The 25,033-nt window shown below is 72.3% G+C and carries 19 protein-coding genes and 1 tRNA gene; 12 read left to right on the top strand and 8 right to left on the bottom strand.

Translation table 11 applies throughout. The features are described from left to right. Positions 1-2: 2 nt before the first annotated feature. Both aspT and CG740_RS29930 read left to right on the top strand, forming a co-directional pair. Positions 3-1,706: an aspartate-alanine antiporter gene (aspT, locus tag CG740_RS29935; RefSeq protein ID WP_100578409.1), complete on the top strand. Its 1,704-nt coding sequence runs from the start codon at positions 3-5 to the stop codon at positions 1,704-1,706. A gap of 74 nt (positions 1,707-1,780) precedes the next feature. Beyond that, the gene (locus CG740_RS29930; RefSeq protein ID WP_100578408.1) at positions 1,781-3,430 is read left to right on the top strand and encodes a bifunctional aspartate transaminase/aspartate 4-decarboxylase; all 1,650 of its coding nucleotides are present in this window, start codon (positions 1,781-1,783) and stop codon (positions 3,428-3,430) included. A 195-nt stretch (positions 3,431-3,625) separates the two neighbouring features. Here CG740_RS29930 and CG740_RS29925 read toward each other — a convergent pair whose 3' ends face one another. The 3 genes from CG740_RS29925 to CG740_RS29915 all read right to left on the bottom strand — a co-directional run bounded on the left by CG740_RS29925 (position 3,626) and on the right by CG740_RS29915 (position 7,698). Then, entirely contained in the window at positions 3,626-5,128 is a 1,503-nt protein-coding gene (locus tag CG740_RS29925; protein ID WP_100578407.1) for a cellulose binding domain-containing protein, read from the bottom strand. Between the two features lie 507 nt (positions 5,129-5,635). Further along, positions 5,636-7,012 (bottom strand): sensor histidine kinase, encoded by a 1,377-nt coding sequence (locus CG740_RS29920; RefSeq protein ID WP_100578406.1) that lies wholly within the window; start codon positions 7,010-7,012, stop codon positions 5,636-5,638. Beyond that, complete coding sequence (locus tag CG740_RS29915; protein WP_100578405.1) at positions 7,009-7,698, bottom strand: response regulator transcription factor; 690 nt, start codon at positions 7,696-7,698, stop codon at positions 7,009-7,011. The genes CG740_RS29920 and CG740_RS29915 overlap by 4 nt, the downstream gene beginning before the upstream one ends. A gap of 99 nt (positions 7,699-7,797) precedes the next feature. Between CG740_RS29915 and CG740_RS29910 the strand changes: the two genes are divergently transcribed. Then, positions 7,798-8,370 (top strand): hypothetical protein, encoded by a 573-nt coding sequence (locus CG740_RS29910; protein ID WP_100578517.1) that lies wholly within the window; start codon positions 7,798-7,800, stop codon positions 8,368-8,370. Positions 8,371-8,403: 33 nt separating this feature from the next. Here the strand turns inward: CG740_RS29910 and CG740_RS29905 are convergent, their stop codons facing one another. Together CG740_RS29905 and CG740_RS29900 are read right to left on the bottom strand one after the other, a co-directional pair. Then, positions 8,404-9,261 carry a spermidine synthase gene (locus tag CG740_RS29905; RefSeq protein ID WP_100578404.1) on the bottom strand — a complete coding sequence of 286 codons (858 nt, stop codon included), beginning with the start codon at positions 9,259-9,261 and terminating at the stop codon, positions 8,404-8,406. A 53-nt stretch (positions 9,262-9,314) separates the two neighbouring features. Further along, positions 9,315-9,800 (bottom strand): hypothetical protein, encoded by a 486-nt coding sequence (locus tag CG740_RS29900; RefSeq protein ID WP_384496872.1) that lies wholly within the window; start codon positions 9,798-9,800, stop codon positions 9,315-9,317. 231 nt (positions 9,801-10,031) lie between these two features. Here CG740_RS29900 and CG740_RS29895 point away from each other — a divergent pair, with 231 nt between their 5' ends. Next, complete coding sequence (locus CG740_RS29895) at positions 10,032-11,468, top strand: tetratricopeptide repeat protein (RefSeq protein ID WP_442802860.1); 1,437 nt, start codon at positions 10,032-10,034, stop codon at positions 11,466-11,468. Between the two features lie 799 nt (positions 11,469-12,267). On the opposite strand, the gene CG740_RS29890 is transcribed toward CG740_RS29895, so the two are convergent. Beyond that, positions 12,268-12,873, bottom strand: a complete 606-nt coding sequence (locus CG740_RS29890) for a histidine phosphatase family protein (protein WP_100578402.1) — start codon at positions 12,871-12,873, stop codon at positions 12,268-12,270. Between the two features lie 204 nt (positions 12,874-13,077). Between CG740_RS29890 and CG740_RS29885 the strand changes: the two genes are divergently transcribed. The 7 genes from CG740_RS29885 to CG740_RS29855 all read left to right on the top strand — a co-directional run bounded on the left by CG740_RS29885 (position 13,078) and on the right by CG740_RS29855 (position 19,411). Continuing rightward, positions 13,078-13,965: a phosphatase PAP2 family protein gene (locus CG740_RS29885; protein WP_100578401.1), complete on the top strand. Its 888-nt coding sequence runs from the start codon at positions 13,078-13,080 to the stop codon at positions 13,963-13,965. Then, on the top strand, positions 13,886-15,034 hold the full coding sequence (locus CG740_RS29880) for a hypothetical protein (protein ID WP_234376549.1): 1,149 nt from the start codon (positions 13,886-13,888) through the stop codon (positions 15,032-15,034). Before CG740_RS29885 ends, CG740_RS29880 begins: the two co-directional genes overlap by 80 nt. After that, a complete protein-coding gene (locus CG740_RS29875; protein WP_100578399.1) occupies positions 15,025-16,614 on the top strand; it encodes a hypothetical protein in 1,590 nt (529 codons plus the stop codon). Before CG740_RS29880 ends, CG740_RS29875 begins: the two co-directional genes overlap by 10 nt. Further along, positions 16,611-17,942: an AAA family ATPase gene (locus CG740_RS29870; protein WP_100578398.1), complete on the top strand. Its 1,332-nt coding sequence runs from the start codon at positions 16,611-16,613 to the stop codon at positions 17,940-17,942. The genes CG740_RS29875 and CG740_RS29870 overlap by 4 nt, the downstream gene beginning before the upstream one ends. 208 nt (positions 17,943-18,150) lie before the next feature. Further along, positions 18,151-18,498, top strand: coding sequence for a hypothetical protein (locus CG740_RS29865; protein ID WP_100578397.1), 348 nt, complete (start codon positions 18,151-18,153; stop codon positions 18,496-18,498). Between the two features lie 132 nt (positions 18,499-18,630). Beyond that, positions 18,631-19,347, top strand: coding sequence for a bifunctional DNA primase/polymerase (locus tag CG740_RS29860; RefSeq protein WP_100578396.1), 717 nt, complete (start codon positions 18,631-18,633; stop codon positions 19,345-19,347). Continuing rightward, positions 19,338-19,411, top strand: a tRNA-Lys gene (locus CG740_RS29855). The genes CG740_RS29860 and CG740_RS29855 overlap by 10 nt, the downstream gene beginning before the upstream one ends. 60 nt (positions 19,412-19,471) lie before the next feature. On the opposite strand, the gene CG740_RS29850 is transcribed toward CG740_RS29855, so the two are convergent. Next, complete coding sequence (locus CG740_RS29850; RefSeq protein WP_100578395.1) at positions 19,472-20,743, bottom strand: M6 family metalloprotease domain-containing protein; 1,272 nt, start codon at positions 20,741-20,743, stop codon at positions 19,472-19,474. A 705-nt stretch (positions 20,744-21,448) separates the two neighbouring features. On the opposite strand from CG740_RS29850, the gene CG740_RS29845 reads away from it, so the two are divergent. Further along, positions 21,449-23,125 carry a putative bifunctional diguanylate cyclase/phosphodiesterase gene (locus CG740_RS29845; RefSeq protein WP_234376560.1) on the top strand — a complete coding sequence of 559 codons (1,677 nt, stop codon included), beginning with the start codon at positions 21,449-21,451 and terminating at the stop codon, positions 23,123-23,125. Between the two features lie 75 nt (positions 23,126-23,200). Here CG740_RS29845 and CG740_RS29840 read toward each other — a convergent pair whose 3' ends face one another. After that, the gene (locus tag CG740_RS29840; RefSeq protein WP_100578394.1) at positions 23,201-24,901 is read right to left on the bottom strand and encodes a glycosyl hydrolase family 18 protein; all 1,701 of its coding nucleotides are present in this window, start codon (positions 24,899-24,901) and stop codon (positions 23,201-23,203) included. Positions 24,902-25,033 lie beyond the last annotated feature (132 nt).

Here is a 25,033-nt window from a genome sequence, read left to right as displayed (position 1 = left end):
ACATGATCGATTTCATCAACCGGAACATCTTCCAGCCGCACCCCGAGCTGTTGGTGTTCGTCACCATCGCGCTCGGCTTCCTGCTCGGCAAGGTCCGCTACAAGGCGATCGGGCTCGGCGCGGTCACCGGCTGCCTGATCGTGGGCCTGTTCCTCGGCGCCCAGTTCAAGGTGCCGATCGACGCGACCGTGAAGAACCTCTTCTTCACGATGTTCCTGTTCGCGCTCGGCTACCGGGTCGGCCCGCAGTTCTTCCGCGGCCTGAAGAAGGACGGCCTGCCCCAGGTCTTCAACGCGCTGGTCGTCTGCGTCACCGGCCTGCTGGTGTCCTGGGGCCTCGCCTCGATGCTCGGGTACGGGCCCGGGCTCTCGGCCGGGCTGCTCGGCGGCGGGCTCACCCAGTCCGCCGTGATCGGCGTCGCCCAGGACGCCATCGGCAACCTGCCGGGCCTCAGCCCCGCCCAGGTCAAGAGCGAGGAGAACCTCGTCGCCATCGGCTACGCGGTCTGCTATCCGCTCGGCACCGTGTGCGCGGCGCTGCTCCTGGCCTCGGTGCTGCCCCGGCTCTACCGCAGGGACCTGGCGGCCGAGAGCGCCCAGCTGGCCAAGGAGCTGGACGCGCCCGGCGACGATCCCGACCTCGGCGCGGGCTACTACGAGGTGGTGCTGCGCGCCTACAAGGTGGAACGCCCCGACATCGTGGGCCGCACCATCGACGACTTCGAGCAGCAGCAGAAGCAGCTCGGCCGCCGCGTCTACATCACCGCGGTGCGGCGCGACGGCACCGTGCTCCAGCACGACCAGCAGACGGTCCTGCACCTGGGCGACACCGTCGCGATCAGCGCGATCCGCGGCGACCTCGTCACCTATGACGCCCGCACCCGCATCGGCGGCGAGAGCGACGACGTGGAGCTGCTCGGCTACCAGACCGAGACGCTGCACGTGGTGGCCTCCGAGAAGGCCCAACTGGGCAAGACCATCGGTGAGTTGCGGCAGGAGCCGTTCATGGTCGGGGTGTACGTGGACAAGCTGTACCGGTCGGGCACCGAGTTCCCCTACCGGCTCTCCACCCCGGTGGAGCGCGGCGACACGCTCATCCTGACCGGGCCCAAGCGGCTGGTGGGCCCGGCCGGCAAGGCGATCGGCAAGCCGGTGCCGACCAGCTTCGCCACCGACATGGTGTGGGTGTGCCTGGGCATCTTCCTCGGCGCCCTGATCGGCATCCCGGCCCTGAAGGCGGGCGGCGTGCCGATCTCGCTCTCCACTTCCGGGGGCGCCCTGATCATGGGTCTGGTCTTCGGCTGGATCCGCTCCAAGTACCCGACGTACGGCAATGTCCCGCCCGGCGCCCAGTGGTTCATGGACACCCTCGGGCTCTGCCTGTTCATCGCGGTGGTCGGCCTGAACGCCGGGCCCGGCTTCACCAGCGGCCTGTCCACGGCGGGCTGGTCCCTGCTGCTGTGGGGCGTGGTGGTCACCGTCGTACCGCTGCTCGTCGGCTTCCTGGTGGGCCACTACATCCAGAAGATCCGCTTCCCGATCCTGATGGGCGTCCTGGCGGGCGGCGAGACCACGACGGCCGCGTTCGGCGCGGTGAACGAGGCGTCCAGATCCCAGATCCCGACGCTCGGCTACACGATCCCCTACGCGATGAGCAACGTCCTGCTCACCATCTGGGGTGCCGTGATCATCCTCCTCAACCACTGAGACCAGCCACCGAGATCAGCCACCGAGATCAGCCACCGAGAACCCTCAACCGCTCACGTACGTAAGGAAGTTCCGTGCCGAAGACCACCTTCACCCGTGAGGAAATCCAGTCCTTCGCCCAGCTCTCGCCGTTCGAGCTGAAAGACAAGTTCATCCAGATCGCCCAGGCGGTACAGGAGGACGAGCCGGGCCAGAAGGAGAAGTCGTCACGGCAGATGCTCAACGCGGGCCGCGGCAACCCGAACTGGGTGGCCACCGGACCGCGCGAGGCCTTCTACGCGCTCGGCTACTTCGCACTGTCGGAGTCCCGCCGGGTGTGGACCGCCGACAACCTCGGCGGCATGCCCGAGAAGCAGGGCGCGGCCGAACGCTTCGACAGCTATGTGCGCCAGCACCCGGACCTGCCCGGCATCGAGCTCCTGGAGAGGTGCATCGCGTACGCCGTCGAGCGGTTCGGCTTCGACCGCGACGAGTTCGTGCACGAGCTCACCGACAGCTCGATCGGCGACAACTACCCGGTGCCCGACCGGATGCTGGTGCACGCCGAGAAGATCGTGCGCGGCTACCTCGCCGACGAGATGTTCGACAAGCGTCCGCCGCAGGACAACCTGTCGCTGTTCGCGACCGAGGGCGGCACGGCGGCCATGTGCTACATCTTCGACTCCCTGATGAAGAACGGGGTCCTGAAGAAGGGCGACCGGATCGCCCTGATGGTGCCGGTGTTCACGCCGTACATCGAGATCCCCGAACTCGACACCTACGAGTTCGACGTGGTGCGCGTCGAGGCCAGCCTGTTCACCGAGACCGGGGTGCGCGAATGGCGCTATCCCGCCGAGGAGGTCGCCAAGCTCGCCGATCCGAGCGTGAAGCTGGTGTGCCTGGTCAACCCGTCCAACCCGCCCTCGCTGGCGCTGAGCGACCGGGTCACCCAGCAGATCAAGGACATCGTGGCCGGGCCGAACCCGAACCTGCTGATCGTCACGGACGACGTGTACGGCACGTTCGTGGAGGACTTCCGCTCGATCGCCGCCGAGGTGCCGCGCAACACCCTGCTCGTCTACTCGTACTCCAAGCACTACGGCTGCACCGGGCACCGGCTCGGCGTGATCGCGCTGCACGACGACAACGTGATCGACGAGCTGATCGCCGCGCTTCCGCAGTCCGAGAAGCAGCGCCTGGACAAGCGGTACGGGACGCTCAGCCTGGAGCCGTCCAAGATCCGGTTCATCGACCGCCTGGTCGCCGACTCACGGCAGGTCGCCCTCAACCACACCGCGGGCCTCTCGCTGCCGCAGCAGGTGATGATGAGCCTGTTCTCGCTCTTCGACCTCCTGGAGGAGGGCCAGGCGTACAAGCACCGCATCCGCGCGATCGTCAACCAGCGGCTCGAACTCCTCCTGGAGGGAGCCCAGATGAAGATCGCGGACGATCCCAAGCGAGCCGGCTACTACATCGAGCTCGATCTGCTCGCCGAAGCCGAGCGCGTCCACGGCAAGGATTTCGCGGCCTTCCTGGAAAAGAACTACGAGCCCGTCGACCCACTGTTCCGGCTCGCCGAGCAGACCAGCGTCGTGCTGCTCAACGGCGGCGGCTTCGAGGGCCCCGAGTGGTCGGTACGCGTCTCGCTCGCCAACCTCGACGACCTGGACTACCTGAAGATCGGCCACCACCTGCGGGCGATCTTCAACGACTACGCGGAGGAGTGGCGGACGTCCCGGGTGTGAGGCAGCCCCGGGGCGGGCGGGGCCGCGCCCGAGGGTGGACGCGGCGCACGGGCCGGCGGCATCGCTCGCCCGTGCGCCCCCGCACCGAAGCGTCGCCGGGGCGTCCACGCGCCGAAGCGCCCCGGCCGGCGTGGGGGGAAGGTGTGCACCGGCCGGGACGCTGGTTCGGTGGGGTCAAGGCCCTTGTCTGTTGGGCTACTTGTACGCGCCGAAGGCCTTGGTGAAGGCGAGCGGGTCCTGGGTGATCGAGGAGCAGGTGGGGTCGGCGGAGTTCTTGGCGCCGCCGGGGCACTGCTGGTCACGGGCGGCGGACCACATGGAGAGCCAGGCCAGGCCCTTGGACTTGGCGAAGTCCACGAGCTTGGCGGCGTCGGCGACGGTGAACTTCTCGACGTTGACGTCGTTGACGCCGATCATCGGCGTGACCGCGACGGCCTTCCAGGCGGCGGCGTCCGTCAGGCCCAGAACTCCCTTGATCTGAGCCTGGGTTGCCGTGGCGGCCTGGATCGCGTAGTCACCCATGTCACCGCTGTAGGAGGGCCCGTAGTCCATCGCCATGATGTTGACGGCGGACACCTTGACGCCGTTCTTCTTGGCGTCGGCGACGAGGTCGACGCCGGGCTGGGTCAGACCCTCCGGCATCACCGGCAGCGTGAACGAGACGTCGAGGCCGGGGTGGGACTTCTGGAGCGCGGCGATGGCCTGTGCACGGCGGGCGTTGGCTGCCGTGTCGGGCAGGGCCGCGCCCTCGATGTCGAAGTCCACCTTGGTGAGCTTGTACGCGTCGATGACCTTGCCGTACGCGGCGGCCAGCTCGTCGGCGCTCTTGCAGACCAGGCCCAGCTCGGAGCCGGAGGCGCCGCCGAAGGAGACCCGGACGTCACCGCCCTTGGCCCGCAGCGCGCCGATCTGGGAGGCGACCTTGTCGCCCGGCAGATCGGTGACGCCGCCCCACAGCGGGGCGCAGCCGCCCCCGGAGGTGACGAAGGCCAGGTTGAACTGCTTCACGCCGGTCTTGTCGGCCGTGCCGGCGAGGTCGTACGTCGGATAGAGCGAGGTGTCGACGTACGGGGCGAAGCCCGCGCCGCTCGCCGTGCCGCCGCCGGAGGGCGTCTTGCTCGGGGTGGGTATCGCGGTGGGGGTGGCCGACTTGGAGGGCTGCGCGGTCGGCTTGGCGGTGGGCTTGGTGCTCGCCGGCTGGGAGGGCTCGGCGGTGGGCCGGCCGGTGGGACGGCCGCTGGGCTGCGGGGTCGCCCCGGTGTCGACCGAGCACTTCTCCTGGTCGATGAGACAGCCCGTCGGGTCGCCCGCGGTGCCGCTCGCGGAGGTGACGAAGCCGATGGTCACGGACTTGCCCGCGGCGAGGCCGCCCTTGTCCCAGCTCGGGGGCTTCACCGTGACGTGCTGCCCCTTCACCGTCTGGTCTCCGTTCCAGAGGGAGCCGAGGGTGGTGCCGGCGGGCAGGTCGAACTCCAGGGTCCAGTCGGAGAGCGTCTTGCCGCTGTCGTTGGTGATGACGTACTGCCCGGTGTAACCACCGGTCCAGCTGCTGGTCTTGGTGTACGCCGCGCCGACCGAGGCGGCCTGGGCGGTGCCGGTGAGCGCGAAGGCTCCGCCGCCGACGACCGCCGCGGCGACGAGGCCGCCGATCACCTTGGTCTTGCCGCTCGCCCTGCGCCGGTGCGTACTGGTGCCCATGCCGTGCCTGCCTCTGCGTTGCGGGGGTTTCTTTGGGGGGTGCGGGCAGCACGCTAGTCCGGTGGATCCGGACAAATGCCCCGTGCGGGGCGGGGCTTGGGGATCTTAGGCTCGCCTTAAGGATCAGATGGGGGGAGGTTAAGCCCGGCCCCCCCCCGGGGCTCCGCCCCAGACCCCGTTCGCACCTGAACGGCGCTCGTCCTCAAACGCCGGACGGGCTGAAATGTCCCGATGCGGGCCGCCACCCAGGCTTTGGGGGCGCGGGGAACTGCGCGACCAGCCACGCACGGTGAACGGACGAAATCGGGTTCAGGGGCGCGGGGAACTGCGCGAACGGCCCCTACGGTCCGCAGCCGAATCAGGGGCCCGGGGGCGCAGCCCCCGGAGAAACCCACCCACTCACCCACTCACCCACTCACCCCATTCCACCCCCGGAGGGTTGCGGGAAGGGGTGGGGAGGGGCCAAGAACCCGGGGCCCGGGGCAGAGCCCCGGAGGCCCCGGGGGGCTAGGCCGACACGCCCCGCCGGCGGAGGCGGTGGCTTCGGCGGGTCGGAGCAGGACGGCCGAGGCCGATCCAGAGCCGGACCTCCGTGCCGCCCAGGACGGAGTGGCCGATCCGGACATCCCCGCCCGTGGACTCCGCGACCCGGCGGACGATGTCGAGGCCGAGCCCCGTCGAGCCGGGACGGCCGCCACTGTTGCCCCGGGCCAGCGCCGCCCGGGGGTCGGCGATCCCCGGCCCGGCGTCGGAGACGAGCACGATCACCGCGTCCTCCCCGTTGTGGACGTCCACCGAGAACGCCGTCCCCTCCGGCGTATGCCGGAACACATTGCCGAGCAGCGCGTCGAGCACGGCCACGAGATCGGGCCGGGCGACCGGAATGCGGACCGGCCGGTCGACCCCCGCGAGCCGCACCTCACGCCCCTCGTCCTCGGCGAGCGCGGACCAGAACTCCATCCGTTCGAGTATCACCTCGCAGGCGTCGCAGCCCGCGCCGGGCCCGGCGGGCTGCGTCTTGGGCTTGGCCTCCCGCGCCGTGCGGATGATCGTGTCGACCTCCCGCTCCAGCTGCTCGACCGCCGCCCGGGTCTGGTCGGCCGCGGGCCCGTCCCCGAGGGAGGCCGCGTTCAGCCGGAGCACGGTGAGCGGCGTACGCAGCCGGTGCGAGAGATCGGCCGCCAACTCCCTTTCATTGGCCAGGAGTTGAACGACCTGGTCGGCCATCGAGTTGAACGCGACCGCCGCCGAGCGCAGTTCGGTCGGCCCCTCCTCGGGCACCCGCGCCCCCAGCTTGCCCTCGCCGAGGTCCTGTGCCGCGCCCGCGAGCCGCTGGGCCGGGCGGACCATGCGTACACCGAGCCGGTCGGCGACCGCCACGGAGCCGATGATCAGGCCGATGCCCACACCCGCGAGGACCACCCAGGCCGTCGTCACACCGTTGGTGACCTCGGCCTCCGGCACGAAGACCTCGACGATCGCGATCTGGCCGGAGCTCAGCGCGGTCGGCTGAAGCAGGGTCGAGCCGCCCGAGACATCCGACGTCGATGCCTTGATGACCTTCCGGGTCGCTTCGAGGTCCTTGTCCGCCGCCCGCTGCGTACCGATGTCCACCGGTGCGCTGCCGGGCACGGCCGGGTCCGCCGGGACGTGCACCGCCATCCGGTTCTCGGCGCCGGACTGCGTGGAGGCGACCGCCCGCTCCAGGGCGTCGCGGTCGGTGGTGATGGACAGCGTCGGGCCGATCGCCGCGGCCTGGCGTTCGGCGTTGGAGAACGCCCGGTCCCGGGCCATCTCCTTGATGACCATGCCGAGCGGCACCGCGAAGGCGACCACGACCATCACGGTGACCGCGAGGCAGACCTTGACCAGCGCCCATCTCATCGCGGCGGCTCCAACTTCACGCCGACGCCCCGCAGGGTGTGCAGATAACGGGGCCGGGCGGCCGTCTCGCCCAACTTCCGCCGCAACCAGGACAGATGGACATCAATGGTCTGGTCGTCGCCGTACGACTGCTGCCACACCTCGGCGAGCAGCTCCTTGCGCGGCACCACCACACCGGGCCGTCCCGCGAGGAAGGCGAGCAGGTCGAACTCCCGCCGGGTCAGGTCCAGTTGAGCGCCGTCGAGCTCGGCCTGGCGGCGCAGCGGGTCTACGCGCAGACCGCCGACCTGGAGCACCCGGGAGGGCGGTTCGGCCCCGGCCGTAGCACGCGCCCGGCGCAGCACGGCGGCCATCCGCGCGGAGAGGTGCTCCACCGAGAACGGCTTGGTCAGGTAGTCGTCGGCGCCGTCGTTGAGCAGCCGCACGATCTCCGTCTCGTCGTCCCGCGCGGTCGCGATGATCACCGGTACGTCGGTGATGCCGCGCAGCATCTTCAGCGCCTCGGACCCGTCCAGATCGGGCAGTCCGAGGTCCAGGATGACCACGTCGAAACGGAAATGGGCCACTTCGCGCAGCGCCTCAAGTGCCGTGCCGACGCTCCGTACCGTGTGGGAGGCCTCGGTGAGGTGGCGGATGAGGGCGGAGCGGACAAACTGGTCGTCCTCGACCACGAGCACACTTGCCATGGGCCGCACCGTACGCCATCCGGAGGATCGAAGTCCCCCGCGGGAGTGGAGTCGGCGCTGGTGGGACACGGGTGGGGCGCGTGGTGCAGTATGGCCCGGATGCACAGAGGACTCGTACACGGTTTGGCGTGGTCGCTCGCTACCGGAGCGGCGGTGACGCTCTCCTGGTGGGGCGTCCACACGGTGATGGCCGGCACGGCGTACGACCCGCCCCGCGCGCTGCCGATCAGTGGAGACGCGCGCCTCGGCCAGAGTTCGTCGCCGGACGCCTCGTCGACCCGGCGCCCCAAGGAGACCCCGCCCCCGCCGTCCCCCGCCGCCCCCGCCTCCCGGAAGCCGTCGAAGGACGCGGGCGACGGCAAGCCGTCGGGCAGCCGTACGCCCTCACCCGGCTCGTCCACGAGCAAGTCGCCCGGCACGTCCGGCACTTCGGGCAATCCGGCCAACTCGGGCGCGGTGCAGGGGTACAACGTGGCAGGCGGCCGGGTCGTCTTCGACCTCGGTGACACCTCGGCCCAACTGGTCTCGGCGACGCCCGCGTCCGGCTGGCGCATGGAGCGCTGGATCCAGACGGAGTGGATACGGGTCACCTTCACGCGCGGCAGCGAGACCGTGTCGGTGTTCTGCACCTGGAACGGGCATCCGCCCTCGGTGGAGATCAACAACACCTGACCGGACGGCTCGGGCCCGCGCTCGTCCTCCTCCTCAGCGGAACGCGGAGGCGGGCGGGGCCGGCGAGGGCTTCGCGCTCGCGTCGCTCACCGCGACCGCCCCACCCGTGAAGTCCGCGAGGTCGCGCCCGTGCTGGACGCGCCCGGGGTGCGGGTCCCCCGCGATCCGGCGGGTCAGCTCGGCGACCGGCAGCGGCACCGCCGAGCACACGAGCACCGCGTTCCCGAACCGCTTGCCGCGCAGCACCGTCGGGTCGGCCGCGAGGGCCAGCTCGGTGAACACCCCGGCGGCGGTGGCGATCTGCCCCCGCAGGTGCGCGAGCGGCGGCCCGTCGGCGAGGTTCGCGGCGTACGTACCGGACGGCTTGAGCACCCGGCGTACATCGGTGAGGAACTCGGTACTGGTCAGATGGGCCGGGGTACGGGCCCCGCTGAACACATCCGCGATGACGAGGTCGGCCCAGGCTTCGGGCAGCTTGGCGAGCCCGGCCCGCGCGTCCCCGCCGCGCACCCGGATCCGGGCCCCGGGGTCGAGCGGCAGCTCCCGCCGCACGAGCTGGACGAGGGCCGCGTCGAGCTCCACGACCTGCTGGGTGGAGCGGGGGCGGGTGGCCGCGATGTAGCGGGCCAGGGTGAAGGCGCCGCCGCCCAGGTGCAGGACGTTCAGGGCCTGGCCGGACGGGGCGGCGAGATCGATGACATGGCCGAGCCGGCGCTGGTACTCGAAGGTCAGCCGCTCCGGGGCTTCGAGGTCCACGTGGGACTGGGGCGCCCCGTCGAGCAGCAGCGTCCATCCGCCGGTGCGGTCCCGGTCGGGTATGAGTTCGGCCAGGCCGCCGTCCACCGTCTCGACCACGGGCTCCGGCCCGCGCCGCCTGCTGCTCTTCGCCATCCGGCCATTATCGACCGCCCGGACGGGTGCCGCCTTCCCGGGCCGGGGCCCCCTCAGCGGCCCTCGGCCTCGCGGATGCCGTCGGCCGCCTCGATCATCCGGGCCGCCTCGCCCAGGGCCGCGCGCAGCAGGCCCGGGTCGGTGACCTCGGTGGTGTTCGGCGGCAGCAGCCAGCCCGAGCCGGTGACGGGGGGCGCGGCGGGCAGGCCCTCGATGCGCAGGCCGCGCCCGTTGGTCTCCGTACAGGCGCTGCCCGGCACGTCCCAGGCGGCGGCGGTGCCCGAGGGCACCAGGAAGCCGAGGGTGTCACAGGCGCCGTCGTGCAGGACCGGGCCGACGGCGGCCGGGGCGGCGCCACGGCGGATGATGTCGACGGCCTCCAGACCCTGCCGGGCGGGCACGGTCACCAGGTCGCAGGGCTCCTCGGCGGCGCCGCAGGAGGCGGCCGGCGGCGCGCTCGCCTGGGGTGAGTGCGGATGACGGACGGTCGTCGTCTGCGTACCGGAGACGGTGAAGTCGAGGTCGGTATCGGTGTTCACGCAGTCCTCCAACAAGGCAAGCCCTCCGCGTCGCGCGGTGTATCTGGTGCTCTCCACGGGGTTCAACGCCCTTGCGCGTCAAGGGGAACGGCGGCACGCCGCCGCAAAGGATGGCAGTTCATGGCGGATCGTGGGTGAGATATCCGGTTTGTACGCAAACACTGTGTGAACAACCCGTCACAGCAGGTACGTTCTTGCCCGCATCACCCCGCCAGAGAGAGCTGTCCAGCCATGGCGTCGTCACCAGATCCCCAGGCAGACCCCCGGGTGAACACGCGGACCCCGCAGAGTCCGGGTCGGCTCACACGGGAACCCAACCTGGCCTTCCGGCAGTTGAGGGGCACCCGCTCACCGGGCGAGTTCGCGGCCGCGGTCCGTCGCGCCGCGCGCGAGATCGGCGAGCAGGTCGCCTGCGACGCCCGTTACATCGGGCGCGTGGAGAACGGCGAGATCCGCTGTCCCAATTACGCCTACGAGCGAGTATTTCGGTACATGTTCCCGGGTTTGACCCTGACGGATCTGGGGTTCTCGACGAGGGAGACGGTACGGGGCCGAGGTGCGCGCCCGACGTCCGGCGCGCCCCTGCTCCGTCTCACACCCCGCCCCACCGCCCCGCCCCCGCACGACGCATCCCACCACCATCACCATCACCACCAGAACCACGAGGAGAGCGACGTGCTGCGTCGCGCATTCATGACGGGCTCCACCGCCACCGTGGCGGCCGTCTCGCTGGGCCTCGGCCCGGCAACCGCCCATGCCGTCCAGCGCGTCGGCGAGGCCGAGGTGAGCGCCGTCGAGGAGGCGGTCCGCAGGATCAGGCTCCTGGACGACCAGCACGGCGCCGACGGCCTCTACCAGCGGGCCGCTCAGCCGCTGCGCACCGCCTACGCCCTGCTCGACGCGAGCGCCGCCCGCGCCGCCACCCAGGAACGGCTGCACGCCGGCGCCGGCGAACTGGCCATCTCCGTCGGCTGGTTGGCGCACGACTCGGGCCGCTTCGGCGAGGCGCGCTCGCACTACGCGGAGGCGCTCGCCACGTCCCGGCTCGCCGGTGACCCGGGCCTTGAGGCGCACGCCTTCTGCAACATGTCGTTCCTGGCCCGGGACATGGGCCGGCCGCGCGAGGCGATGCGGGCGGCACAGGCGGGCGACCGGGCGGCCCGGGCGCTCGGCTCGCCCCGGCTGCTGTCGCTGCTCGCGCTGCGCGAGGCCGGCGGGTGGGCGGGGCTCGGCGACCGCTCGGCGTGCGAGGAGTCGCTCTCGCGGGCCCATGCCCAGTTCGCGCGCGGCACGGCGGCGGCCGACCCCGAGTGGATGAGCTTCTTCGTGGAGGCCGAGCTGGAGATGCTCCAGGCGCAGTGCTGGTCGGCCCTCGGCGACTGGCCGCGGGCGGCCCGCCATGCCCAGCGGGCGGCCGACCTCCAGGATCCGCACTTCGCCCGCAACCTGGCGCTGTACCGGGCGGAGCTGGCCGACGATCTCGCCCGGGCGGGCGCCCCCGCCGAATCCGCGGCGGCCGGACAGGCGGTCCTGGACCTCCTCCCCCAGGTCCAGTCCACCCGGATCCAGGCGATGCTGGCCGACACGTCCCGCATCCTGGCCCCGCACCGGGCGTCCCCCGAGGTGGCGGCCTTCCTGGAACGCCGGGCGGCGGCGGTGGCGGTGTAGGCGCGGCCAGTTTTGTGTGGGGGTGGGACCAGTTTTGTGTGGGAGTGGGGCGGGGTGCGGTGGGGCCGGGCCCCCGGGTTTTGCCCCTCCCCGCCCCTTCCCGCAACCCTCCGGGGGTGGAATGGGGGTGGGTGGGTTTCCTGGGGCTGCGCCCCGGGTCCCGCCTCTTTCGGGTGCGGATCGTGGGTGGCTGGTCGCGCAGTTCCCCGCGCCCCTGGGTCCGCTTCGAGCTGCGGACCGTGCGTGGTTGCTCGCGCAGTTCCCCGCGCCCCCAACCCCGTTTCCGTCTGCGGACCGTGATCGCTTCTCGCGCAGTTCCCCGCGCCCCTAAAGGCCTCGGTGCGGGCCAGCGCAGGCATCCCCAGCCCGTCCGGCGATTGAGGACGAGCGCCGTTCAGGCGCGATACGGGGTCCGGGGCGGAGCCCCGAACCGGGGGGGGCAGGGGGCGCAGCCCCCTGCCGGGGGGGGTCCGAGGGGCGCAGCCCCTCAGGGGGTCTGGGGCACAGCCCCAGGGCCCGAACCCTTCGACCTGCCGCACGGGATGGGGGTCCCCCCTGCTCATTAAGAGCTTGGGGGAGGGTGGGCAAACCCCCCGGGGTCCGGGGCGGAGCCCCGCGGGGCCGGGGCCAGCCAACCCCGGGCAACGGGCGGGCGGGTGGGCAAAATGGCCGGGGTCTGGGGCGGAGCCCCAGGGGCTGGGCCCTTCAATCCGCCGCACGGGCGGGAGGGCGGGCAAACCCCCCAGGGCCCGGGGAGAAGCCCCCCGCAGCACCGAGGAAGCCGCACCCCCACAGCCGCTCACCGCTCAAGGTGCCCCGTATCGTTCCACCGCTCAACCGCCGGCTCCCCGTACGCCCACCCCAGCACCGACAGCGACGTCGGGTCGAGCCGGATGCGGGCCGCGAAGGACACGTCCTCGCCCAGCCAGCGCGCCGCGATCACCCGCAGGATGTGCCCGTGGGCGAAGACCAGCACGTCCCGCCCGGCGGACCGCGCCCAGGCCACCACCTCGTCCGCCCGCGCCGCGATCTCCGCCAGGGTCTCGCCGTCCGGCACCCCGTCCCGCCAGATGAACCAGCCGGGCCGCACGGCCTGGATCTCGGGCGGCGCCATGCCCTCGTACGCGCCGTAGTCGAACTCCATCAGCGCGTCCCACGGCTCGGCCCGCTCCGCGAACCCGGCCAGCTCGCACGTCTCGGACGCCCGCACGAGCGGGCTGGTGCGGACCTCGACGCCGGGCAGCCCGCCCCACGGCTCCCGGTGCAGCCGCTCCCCGAGCAGCTTCGCGCCGCGCCGGCCCTCCTCCAGGAGGGGGATGTCGGTCCGGCCGGTGTGCTTGCCCGCGAGCGACCACTCGGTCTGCCCGTGCCGGGCCAGCAGGATGCGCGGTGCGGCGGCTGCCATGAGTGCTATCTCCCGATCCGTACGAAATGTTCCATAACCATCATCGCGCACGTCCCGAAGCAACCAGGAGCCGGACCTGGGCGTCTGTCCCGAACGCCGGGGTGCTGCGTGAAGGTCATCACTTACACCGTACGGTTGAACGCACGTCGAAAACCCGGAGGCCCCGAGCGGGCAGCCCGAGGACCAGTTGGGGGAACCTGCCGGATGCAGCCGCCGCAGCACGCCACGCGACCGCGCTGGTGGACCGAACTCCCACTCATCGCGCTCATCTACGGGGCGTACACGCTCGGTCGGCTGATCGTACGCGGTGACGAGGCGCGGGCCGTCGAGCACGGCCTGTCCATCCTGCGCCTGGAGAAGGTCCTCCACCTCAACGCCGAGCACCCGCTGAACCGGCTGTTCACGCACACCCCGGCCCTGGGCATACCCGCCGACTTCATATACGCCTCGCTGCACTACGTCATCACCCCGGCCGTCCTGATCTGGATGTTCCGCCGCCGCCCCACGCAGTACCGGGCGGCCCGCGGCTGGCTGATGACCTCGACCCTGCTCGGTCTGATCGGCTTCACCTTCCTGCCGACCTGCCCGCCCCGGCTGCTCCCGGCGGTCCACGGCTTCACCGACACGATGGCCCAGTACAGCTCGCACGGCTGGTGGGGCGGCGAGGCCAGCGCGCCGCGCGGGCTCGGCGGCATGACGAACCAGTTCGCCGCGATGCCCAGCCTGCACGTCGGGTGGGCCCTGTGGTGCGGGGTGATGCTGTGGCGGTTCGGCGGCAGCCGGATCACCAGGATCGCCGCCGTCGCCTATCCGCTGACGATCACGTTCGTGGTGATGGGCACGGCCAACCACTATCTGCTCGACGCGGTCGCGGGCGTCGCCGTGATGGGCCTCGGCCTGCTGCTCTCGCGGCCCCTGCTGCGGCTCGCGGAGCGCGTACGGACCCGCTTCGCACCCGCCTCTTCCGCCACTGGCTCCTCGATTGTCAGTGCCGGATGCGAGACTTCGGCGGGTGAGCGAATCCCTGGGCAGCGGACGTCCTCCGACACCCGAGCAGAAGCCGACGACGGCGCTCCGTCGACGGCTCGCTGAACTGCGCGGCCCGGCCACCCCGGCCCGGCCGCTGGACGCACGGGCGCTCGCGGCCCTCGCCGCGAACCCGGGCTGCCGCAGACGCGCCCTGCTGGACGGCGCCGGGGTCGACAAGGGCGCGCTCGCCGAGGCGATCGGTTCGCCGTCGGCGGCCTTCGGCCAGTCCCAGTTCGCCTTCATGCGCGGCAACGCCTTCGAGGCGAAGGTGAAGGGCGACGGCGGCACCGAGCTGCTGCGCCTGCTGCACGAGCGGATGGGCGCGGGCGCCGAACCGCCGGGCCAGGCCCTCACCCCCGATCTCGCGGCGGCCGGCCCCGAGGGCCGCGCGGCCCGCACCGCGCTCGCCCTGCGCGAGGCCACCGAGTCGGGCGGCTGGGCGCTGCTCGACCATCCGATGCTGGCCCTGGAGGTCGCGGGCTCCCCCGCCTACCTGGAGCCGGACGCCGTGGTGGTCCACCCCGACGGCCGCTGGACGGTGGTCGAGATCAAGTCCTTCCCCATGATCGACGCGGCGGCCGACGCGTCGAAGGTCGGCGCGGCCGCCCGCCAGTCCGCGGTGTACGTGCTGGCCCTGGAGCGGGTCGCGGTGCTCACCAAGGGCGCCTCGGTGGACCACTCGGTGCTCCTCGTCTGCCCCAAGGACTTCTCCAATCTGCCGACCGCCTCCGTCATCGACGTACGCAAGCAACTCGCCGTGACCCGGCGGCAGTTGACGCGCCTGGCCCGGATCGAGGACATCGCGGACGAGCTGCCCCCGGGCACCACGTTCGATCTCGACGGCCAGTCCGGCGCGTCCCTCGCCACGGCGGTCGAGGCCGTGCCCGCGGTGTACGCGCCGGAGTGCCTGGCCGCCTGCGAGCTGGCCTTCCACTGCCGGGGCCGGGCCCGCGACGAGGGCACGGTGACCGCCCTCGGCCGCTCGCTGCGCGGCGAGCTCGGCTCCCTGACGACCGTCGGAGAGGTCCTCGCGGCCGCGCGCGGCGAGTCGGGCGACCCGGCGGATCCGACGGTGGCGGCGGTGCGCCGCGCGGCCGCCCTGCGCGCGGAGGCGGGTGCCCCGTGTCGCTGATCACCACGCTCGCCCGCCTGGAGGCCGTCGAGTCCGGCCGCGCCCAGCCGCTGACCACCGTCCGCCACCGCCATCTGAGCGAGCGGCCCCTCGTGTTCGTGCCGCTCACCACGGCGGGCGAGGCGGGCGCCCCGCTCGGCGCCCTGGTCGGCACCGACCGCGAGGCCCCGACGCTGCTGGTGGTCCCCCAGCCCCGCGACCGCGATCTGCGCTTCACCTTCCTGGCCGACCTCGCCGAGGCCGTCCTGCCGCACCTGGACGCGTACGCCGCCGACATCGAGCTCACCGAGCGCTCCGAGACCGACCCGGAGACGGGCAAGAAGACCAAGGTCGAGGTCGAACTGTGCGCGGACGCGCCGCAGTTGATCGTCCCCGGCCGGGCCGGTGTCGACTTCGTCCGCCTGCTCGGCCGCTCGATGCGCTTTCGCCGCACCGCCGAGCAGGACCCCGACGCGCCCTACCCCGCGCCGCCCCGGGTCCCCCTGCTCGGCCGCTGGTTCACGCACTACGGCGAGCGGGCCCGCACCCCCGGCGCCGCGCTGCTGCTCGCCGCGACCGACCTCCTGAACCGGCACTGGGCGACCGGCCAGTCCAGCCTGGAGGACCAGCATCTGGGCGCCCTGCTCGCCTGGATCGACCCGCCCGCCGGGGAGATCGGTGCCGAGGCGGCGCTCCGCGCCGAGCTGGCCCGGGGCGCGGACGGCCAGCTCCTGTGCCCGCCGGCCGGCCCGGCCACCGACCCGGCGTTCGACAACCGGCTGCTCGCGCCCGCCGTGGAGCGCTACGACCGGGTCCGGCAGGCCTTGCAGGCGGCCGAGGACGGCCTGGCAGCCGACGACCGCCTCGGTCAACTGACCGCAGCGGAGCGGGAGATCCGCCGCCTGCTCGCTGCCCAGCTGATGCCGACCTGGTCGGCGGTGTGGCGCGCCCTCGATCTGCTGCGGGAGCTTCCCGAGGGCGAGCGGGCCGCCGCGCGCTGGACGAGCGACCGCTGGTCGTTCACCGGCCACCGCGACCGGATCACCGCGGGTGAGCCGCCCCAGCCCCGCCGCGACGACGCGGTGACGGCCGCCACCAAGCTGCTGCGCCGCGAGCGCGCGCAGGCCGAGCTGGAGGCGGGCGAGGCCCTGGACGACCCGCTGGTGATGGCGGGCCGCAGGCTGTCGGGCGAGGCGTTCGCGGGCGAGGTCGTGGAGGTGACCCCGGCCTGGTCGGAGTCCAAGCGGCCCAGCCCCCGCCCACTGCTCACCCTGCGCACCGACGACGCCCCGCACCTCGCCGAGGGCGCGAAGGTCTACCGCTCGCTCGACGGCAAGCCGCAGAAGGCCGAGTTCGTGGCGTACGAGCCCGGCGGCGCGCTCGTGCTGCGCGTCCTGGACAAGATGGGCCGCGCCAAGGACCCGGCACCCGGCTCCGTCCCCGAGAAGGGCGACCGGATCTGCTGGACGCTGTTCGAGCACGAGCAGCGCGGCGCCCCCAAGCTGCCCGATCCGGAAGCCACGCCCTGGACGCACGGCGGGCCGCCCGGCTCCGCCACCGCCGAACAGCCCGACGCGCCGACCCCCGAGGACCTCCTGTGACCGTCTTCGATCCCGGGGCCGCGGCGACCGCGGCCACCGAGGCGATCCTGGCCGACACCCTGCACGGCTCGGCGCGCGGCGTCGTCGTGGATTCGCCGCCGGGTGCGGGCAAGTCCACGCTCGTGGTGCGCGCGGCCCTCGAACTGGCCGCCGCGGGGCGCCCGTTGATGGTGGTGGCACAGACCAACTCGCAGGTCGACGACCTGGTGGTGCGCCTCGCCGAGAAGGCCCCCGGGCTGCCGGTCGGCCGGCTGCACAGCAACGACAGCGACCCGTACGACAAGGCGCTCGACGAGCTGGAGAACGTACGCAAGTCGTCGAAGGCGGGCGATCTCGCGGGGCTCGACGTGGTGATCTCGACGGCCGCGAAGTGGGCGCATGTGAAGGACGTCGAGCCCTGGCGGCACGCGATCGTGGACGAGGCGTACCAGATGCGCTCCGACGCGCTGCTCGCCGTCGCCGGGCTCTTCGAGCGGGCGCTGTTCGTGGGCGACCCGGGCCAGCTCGACCCGTTCGCGATCGCCGACGCCGATCAGTGGGCGGGGCTGTCCTACGACCCGTCGGCGAGCGCGGTCTCCACGCTGCTCGCGCACAACCCGGAGCTGCCGCAGCACCGCCTGCCGGTGTCCTGGCGGCTCCCGGCGTCGGCGGCGCCGCTGGTCTCGAAGGCGTTCTACCCGTTCACGCCGTTCCGCAGCGGCACCGGTCACGGCGACCGGCGCCTCGCCTTCGGCGTCGCCTCGGACGGCTCGGCGCCGGACCGCGCGCTCGACGAGGCCGCCGAATCGGGCTGGGCCCTGCTCGAACTGCCGGCCCGGCACACCCCGCGCACGGACCCGGAGGCGGTCCGCGCGGCCGCCCGGGTCGTCCGCCGCCTCCTGGACCGGGGCGGCGCGGCGACCAGCGAGCGCTCCCCCGACCCGGTCCCGCTCACCGCCGACCGGATCGCGGTCGGCACCGCCCACCGCGACCAGGCCGCCGCGATCCGCGCGGCGCTCGCGGAGCTCGGCGTGAGCGGGGTGGCGGTCGACACCGCGAACCGGCTCCAGGGAAGGGAGTTCGACGTCACGGTCGTCCTGCACCCCCTCTCGGGCCGCCCGGACGCGACGGCCTTCCACCTGGAGACGGGCCGCCTGTGCGTCCTGGCCTCCCGCCACCGGCACGCCTGCATCGTGGTGTCCCGCGCGGGCGTGACCGACCTCCTGGACGACCACCCTTCGACGGAACCGGTCCAGCTGGGAGTGACGGTGAAGTTCCCGGACGGCTGGGAGGCCAACCACGCGGTCCTGGCCCACCTCGCCGAACACCGCGTGAGCCACCGGCCCTGACCCGAAGCCCCCGCGAGCACCGTCGGGTGAGCCGCCAAGCCCGGGTGGGCGGCCCCGGCGCACACCCGTTCCGATGGGCGGGGTCGAATGCGCCGGGGCGCCTCGGGGCAGAGGCCCCCGGAACGCCCCCTTGCGCAGGGGCGGGACAATGGACGGTGGCCCGGGCGCCCCGGAGCCCGAACGTCGAGCTGCCCGTGGGAGGACAGACATGCCGGAGCACGAGCGGAAAGAGGAGCGGCAGCGGCTGAGGCCGGCGCCGCTGCTCTTCGAGCCGTCCGAGGCCATCGCCGACCCGGAGCACTTCTTCGACCTGGAGTCGATGGACGACCCCCGGGCGCTCCTGAGCCGCTCCACCGAGCTCGCGCTGGCCTTCCGGGCCGCGGCCGACCGGGCGGTCGAGTTCCAGGCGATCGCGGCGGCCCAGCTCGCCGATCCCCGCCGCTTCGACCGGCTGACCCCCGCCGACGTGGCGGAGCGGGCCCAGTGGACCGAGGACTACGCGAAGAAGATGATCGAGTTCGGCCGCGACCTGCTGCGCGGCGGCGAGACTCCCTAGGGCCGGCCGGATCCGCTGCGACCACGAGCCCGGGGCATATGCCGGAGCGCAAGATACGCCCTCCCGCCCCGCCCTGTCCCCGTTTCCGCCAAGCCGCCGAAGGCGGACGTGGCCAGCCGGTAGACGTAGAGCATGAGCAGCGACAACGGCAGGGGAAGCGGCGTTCACGGGACGGCGACGGGCGGCGGCCCGCTCACGGCGGTCGGCCGCCGCGGGACGGTGCCCGGGGGCACGGACGAGCTGGACATCTTCCGGCTCCTGCGCGACGAGGGCGGCCACCAGGTCGGCGAGGTGACGGCGGCCGGCGCTGCCTGGCTCTCGTCCGCGGCCACGCATCCGCGCAGCACCCTCGCCCTGTGGGAGGGCCGCCCGACCGCCCCCGGCGTGCTGCCCTGCGGCACGGTCTTCGACGTCGTGAACGTCCCCTCGATGTTCGGGCGCCGCATGCTCGACCACCTGTGGGCCGCGGGGCCCGGCTCCGGACCGGTCGCGGTCCACCGCGGGCGGATGCTCCTGTTCGCCGCTCCCGGCACCGCACAGCGTCTGCCCTCGCTCCTGGAGTGGGAGGAGTGGCAGGGCTCGGACGTCACGGTCCCGCCGCTCCTGTGTCACGGTCCGGGCGACGCCGTCACCGTCCCGGCGCTGGTCCGCCCGGACCGGGAGAACACCGGCGCGGCCCGCTGGCTGGTGGCTCCCGACACCCGCCGGCCCTGGCTGCCGGGCCCCGATGTGGTGCTGTGGGCCTGTGTCCGGGCCGCCAGGAACGAGCCCGCGGACGCTCCCCGTATATCGATTTTTCCTCGCGCCGATCAGGATGCTAATGTCTACGACGTCAGCAGGCGCCGCTAGCTCAGTTGGTTAGAGCAGCTGACTCTTAATCAGCGGGTCCGGGGTTCGAGTCCCTGGCGGCGCACAGACGGAAGAAGCCCCTCGCGCAAGCGGGGGGCTTCTTCGTGTGCCGGGAGGCCGGGCCTCAGTGCGAGACCTTGACCGTCCAGGCGCCCGACTTCGTGCGGCCCTCGGCCTCGATCCGGATGCCCTCGCCGGGCACGGTGAACGTCTCGCCGAGCGCGATGGGCGCGTCCGCGAGCGCCGGGTAGACCGACCTCTCCCAGCACGCCTCGGTGTCCGGGTGCGCGTCGAGCACCTCGACCGGGCCGCCGCCCGAGCCCGACCCGCTGCGGACCCGGTAGACGAGCAGGCCCTGGTCGCAGCTGGCCCGGTCCAGGCCGCCGGAGTCCCGCACCTCGATCGCGATCGCCCGGTCCTCTCCGGTCCGCACCACCGCGAGCCGCTTGCCCGCGAGGCCCGCCTGCGCGGGGGACGCGGACAGGGGTTCCAGCGTGAAGCGGCTCGTGCCGTCACCCGTCACGCAGGTCACCTCTCGCCGGTCCAGCCAGCCCAGCTTCCACTTCTGCCAGCCGAACAGGTCGGGCGCGGTGCCGAACTGACTGCCCATCACATCCCAGTCGCCGACATAGGTGTCCCAGTCGCCGTTCTTGCCGTCCTGCGGCCGGTGGTAGAGGTCGGGCAGGTCGAAGACGTGGCCGGTCTCGTGGGCCAGCACATTGCGGTCCGGCGGGTGGTGCTCGAAGACGGTCACGACCCGGTTGATCTCCCGGCCGTCCGCACGCACCGGCCGGTCGAAGTTCACGACCTTCGTGGCGTCCGAGTCGACCCCGGGCGCGTCCGGGTCGGCGACCAGATAGACGATGTCGAACTTCGAGAAGTCGGTGGTCGGATCGGCTGCCTTGATCGCGTCCATCAGATAGCGGGTGCGCTGCGCAGGGTCCCAGTCGCGCTCTATGCGGTACGAGGTCGAGGCGGCCGGCATCCGCACCCACTGCCGCTGCGGCTCGGCGTTCAGATGGAACTTGCCGTACGAGGCCTGCTCGAAGAAGCGGCTGGTGGCGGGGAAGTAGTCGGCGGCCAGCTCGCCGGGGGTGGTGGCCGGCTTCGAGTCCGGGAAGGACAGGAAGACCATGACCGCGTTCAGGGTGCGGACCGGGCGCGGATAGGCCGGGTTCCAGGTGTCGACCCCGAGCGAGTGGTGGGCGTCGGTCCGGGGCAGGGCGCACGGCATGGCGGAGTTCACCGCGACGGCGGGACCCGACGCCAGCGAGATGGCGGCGAGCGCCGTGAGGGAGGTGAGCGCCGCCACGGCTCCGCGCAGCCGGACACGCTCCACTCCCCCGGGTGTCTGCTGACGCTGCACGTCGACCTCCGGGAGCGGGATGCGGAACATCCCGCCCACTTTGTGCAGCTTTCTACCGATACGCCCTGTTTTGCTGCCCCGGAAGGGTGAGAGGGCCGACACCCCGGTGACTCACCCAAAGTCACGACCGATCACCGAAGGCCCGAGCCCGGCCAGACCCGCGCAGAAACGATCGGTCATCGATCGACACAGGACTCCGGGTGCTCTTGATCACCAGGACGAAGCTGGATCGCGCCGTGCGCCAGCCTCTATGATCGGCACACTTTCCTGCGTGGGCGCGGCCTCCCGAGGTCTCGCCCACCCCGGCCGAAGACCTCGAACCACTCCGTACTACCTCTGCACAACCTCAATGCACTGCGGGAGCCAGCGGTGAGCGGAACCTCCGAAGGACCGGGGCAAGCACCCGGGACCATCCGGCCGCCCGTCACGGAGCGTCATACGGACCGCATCCCGGGCGCTCTGGCGGGACGCCCAGCGGAACGTGCCGGAAATGCCCTGCCCGAGCACCCCCGGGACCCCTGGGACCCCCGGGGCGCCCAAGAAGCCCAGGAGCCCCGGCCCCAGCACGGCCCCCCGGCGGACTCCCCCGCGCAGAGGCGGGCCGGCTCGCTCGCCGCCCGGGCCGCCGAACTCCTCGACGGGCTGCGGGCCGAGCAGAGCGCCCGGTACGCCGTCGGGCGCACCGCCTCCGAACTGCGCGACTACCGGGCCGCGTTCAACGCCGCGCACCTCGCGATGGCGATCGTCGACCGCGAGGGCGTGGTCGTCGTCGCCAATGACGCGCTCGCCGAACTCCTGGGCACCGACCCGGCCTCACTGCACGACCAGGACGCCGCCGACCTCGTCGACCTCGCCGCCGACAACCGAGGCTGGCACGCCTACCGCGAAGTGCTGCGCGGCGCCCGCGGCCGGTTCCGCTGCACCCGCCGCCTCAAGCACCCCGACGGGCAGTCCCTGTGGGCCGAGGTCACCGTGGCGCCCGTGCCCGACAGCTCCAGCGTGCTGCTCTCCATCGCGGACATCAGCGACCGGCGCGAACTCCAGGCGCGGCTGCGCCATCTCCAGATGCACGACCCGGTGACCCGCCTGCCCAACCGCACCCTGTTCTTCGAGCGGCTCACCTCCGCGCTCGAAGCGTCCGCGTACGACGACCACGGCACCGGCCGGATCGGGATCTGCTACCTCGACCTCGACGGGTTCAAGGCGGTCAACGACACGCTCGGCCACCGGGTCGGCGACCGGCTCCTGAGCGCGGTGGCCGGCCGGCTCACCGAGTGCGCCGACCAGGCCGGGTACGCGCGCAGCGGCGGGCACCTGGTGGCGCGGCTCGGCGGCGACGAGTTCGCCGTCCTGGTCGAGGACTCCACGGGTACCGAGCAACTGGCCGAGCTGGCCCGTTCCGTACTGCACGCGCTCCAGCGGCCGTTCGACCTCGCGGGCCAGCGCCTTTCGGTGTCGGCCTCGATCGGGGTGGTGGAGCGGGCCAGCGCCGGCACCACCGCGACCGGTCTGATGCAGGCCGCCGACACCACGCTGTACTGGGCGAAGGCCGACGGCAAGGCGCGCTGGACGCTCTTCGACCCCGAGCGCAACGCCCACCGCATGACCCGTCAGGCGCTCTCCTCCACGCTCCGCCCGGCCGTGGAGCGCGGCGAGTTCACGCTGGAGTACCAGCCGCTGGTGGGCATGGCCGACGGGGTGGTGCACGGAGTCGAGGCGCTGGTCCGCTGGAATCACCCGCAATTCGGGACGCTTCCGCCGAATCGGTTCATCGGGATCGCCGAGGAGGACGGCTCCGTGGTGCAGCTCGGCCGGTGGGTGCTGCGCACCGCGTGCCGGCAGGCGCGGCGCTGGCAGGTCGAGCACCCCGATGTGCCGCCGGTGTTCGTCAGCGTCAATGTCGCCGTGCGCCAGGTGTGGGACTCCGACCTGGTGACGGATGTGGCGGAGATCCTCGCGGAAACCCAACTCGCCCCGCAGCTGCTCCAGTTGGAGCTGACCGAGTCCGCGGTGATGGGCTCGGCGGGCCGTCCGCTCCAGGCCCTCCAGGCGCTGTCCGACATGGGTGTGCACATCGCGATCGACGACTTCGGGACGGGCTACTCCAACCTCGCGTATCTGAGCCGGCTGCCCGTGTCCGTCCTCAAGCTGGACGGTTCCTTCGTGCGCGGCTTCCAGTACGACGAGGGCGGCGCACACCCCAACCCGGCCGACGAGACCATCGTCGAGGCGCTGGTCCAGCTCGCCCACCGGCTCGGGCTCACCGTCACCGCCGAGTGCGTGGAGAGCGCCGAACAGGCGGACCGGCTCGCCCGGATCGGCTGTGACACCGGTCAGGGCTGGCTGTACTCGCGGGCGGTCACCCCGGACCGCATCGCCAAGATGATCACGCGCAGCCCGCAGCAGGTCTGACGGACAGCACGATGACGGCCGCCCCGCTCCTCCACAGCGTGAGGAGCGGGGCGGCCGCGTGTGCGGGGGCCGGGATCAGCAGGCGCCGAGGTCCTGCCAGACACCCCAGTCGCCGGTGGTGCCGGGCTGCTCGCCCTGCGTCCACCACTTGGCCTTCCAGTTGTGGCCGCCGTACGAGACCGTCGTACCGCCGACGTACGTTCCGGCCTTGTCCCAGGCCGTAGCCGTGCAGCCGCCGGGCGTCGGGGACGGGCTGGTGGTCGAAGTAGGCTTCGGAGACGGGGAGTTGGTGGCCGTCGGCGTCGGGTCCGGGGTCGAGGAGGGCGAGGAGCCGACCGCGTCCACGATCTGGTTGAGCAGGGTGGTCTTGTCGTCGAGGCCGAGCAGGCTGTACATCATCGCGCCGGCCAGACCGCGCTGGTGGGCGTAGTCGGCGCGGGCCTGGATGGACTGCTTGTCGAGGCCGGTGAAGAACTCGCCGTCCTTGTAGAAGTACGAGGCCTTCGCGTCGGCGTCCCAGAAGGTGGTCGCCGGGTTGTCGACGATGCCGCCGAGTTCCTTGTAGAGCGCGGTGCCCGCGACCTGGCTGGTGGGCCGGGCGTTGGAGGGGCCGGTCGCGGTCTGGGCGAGCCCGTTGTTGGCCGCCGGGACGCCCTTCCAGCCGCGGTAGTAGAACTCGTACCCGAGCGTGATCTTGTTGGCGGGGAAGCCGCCCGCGATGCCGTAGGCCGCGTTGCCGTCGATCCAGGAGTCGATCGCGTTGGAGATCGAGTACTTCTGGGTGCCGGGCTTGATGACGTCCGTCGGGTCGTTGGCGGGCGAGACCAGCGGCGACTGGTGGTAGGTGGGGCCGGTCGCGTTCCAGGCGCCGTGCATGTCGTACGTCATGATGTTCGCGTAGTCGAGGTACGCGCCGATCTTGTCCGTCTCGATGTTCTTGATCTTGTCCTGGCCGGCCGGGAGCGCGGCCGTCAGGAGGTAGTGCTTGCCGCCGTGCGCGCTGCCGTACGCGTCCAGCTGCTTGCGGAACTCGGCCAGCAGGGCGGTGTAGTTGGCCTTGTCCTCGGCGCCGTAGTGGTTGCCGAGGTGGCCGTCGGGCGAGCCCGGGTACTCCCAGTCGATGTCGACGCCGTCGAAGATGCCGGCCGCCGCGCCCGCGCCGCCGTAGCCGCCGTCGACCGGGAGGTTGCCGGCGATGTACTGGTCGATGCAGGAGGACACGAACTTCTTGCGGCTGGCGTCGGTGAGGGCGGCGTCGTGGAAGTACTTGGAGTACGTCCAGCCGCCGATCGAGATGTTGATCTTCAGCTTGGGGTACTTCGCCTTCAGTTCCTTGAACTGGTTGAAGACGCCCACGATCGGCTGGTTCCACGTGTCGGCGACGCCGTTGACGCTGTCCGCGGCACCGAACGACTTCTGGTAGTCGGCGAACGAATCGCCCGCCCCGTCACCGGCGTTGGGGTTGTTGTCGTCCCCCGCCGCCTTGTTCGCCTCGAAACAGGTGAGGTTGGTGGGGTCGATGTTGCCGAACGAGTAGTTGAGGACGTCCAGTTTGCCCGCGATGCCCCGGGTGTCGAGGTGCTTGGGGTAGAAGGCGTTCCCGTACACGCTCCACTGGTCGTAGTACGCGATCTTCACGCCGCCGGTCGAGGGGGTGGCGGCGCTCGGTGCGGTGGTCGCGGCGGATGCGGTGCCCAGGCCCGCGAAGGCGGCCAGGGCGCCGGCGGCGAGCACGGCGGTGCTCAGGGCTGCGACAAGGGGTCTGCGGCGTTGCAAGACGGCCTCCGGGGGGTGAAGCGCGGGGTGCGGTACGGGTGGGTGAGGAATTGATAGCGACCCCGTCCCGGCCACGTCAATGGTCTGAACCAAATTGAGGACTAGACCAATCGAGAGACGAATCCCCTTGTC

Origin of the sequence: Streptomyces sp. CB01201 (assembly GCF_002803085.1) — a bacterium.
In the GTDB taxonomy this organism is placed as follows: Bacteria; Actinomycetota; Actinomycetes; order Streptomycetales; family Streptomycetaceae; genus Streptomyces; species Streptomyces hundungensis.
Note: the sequence above shows the minus strand (reverse complement) of the source record. Positions and strands in the feature narration are given on the sequence as shown.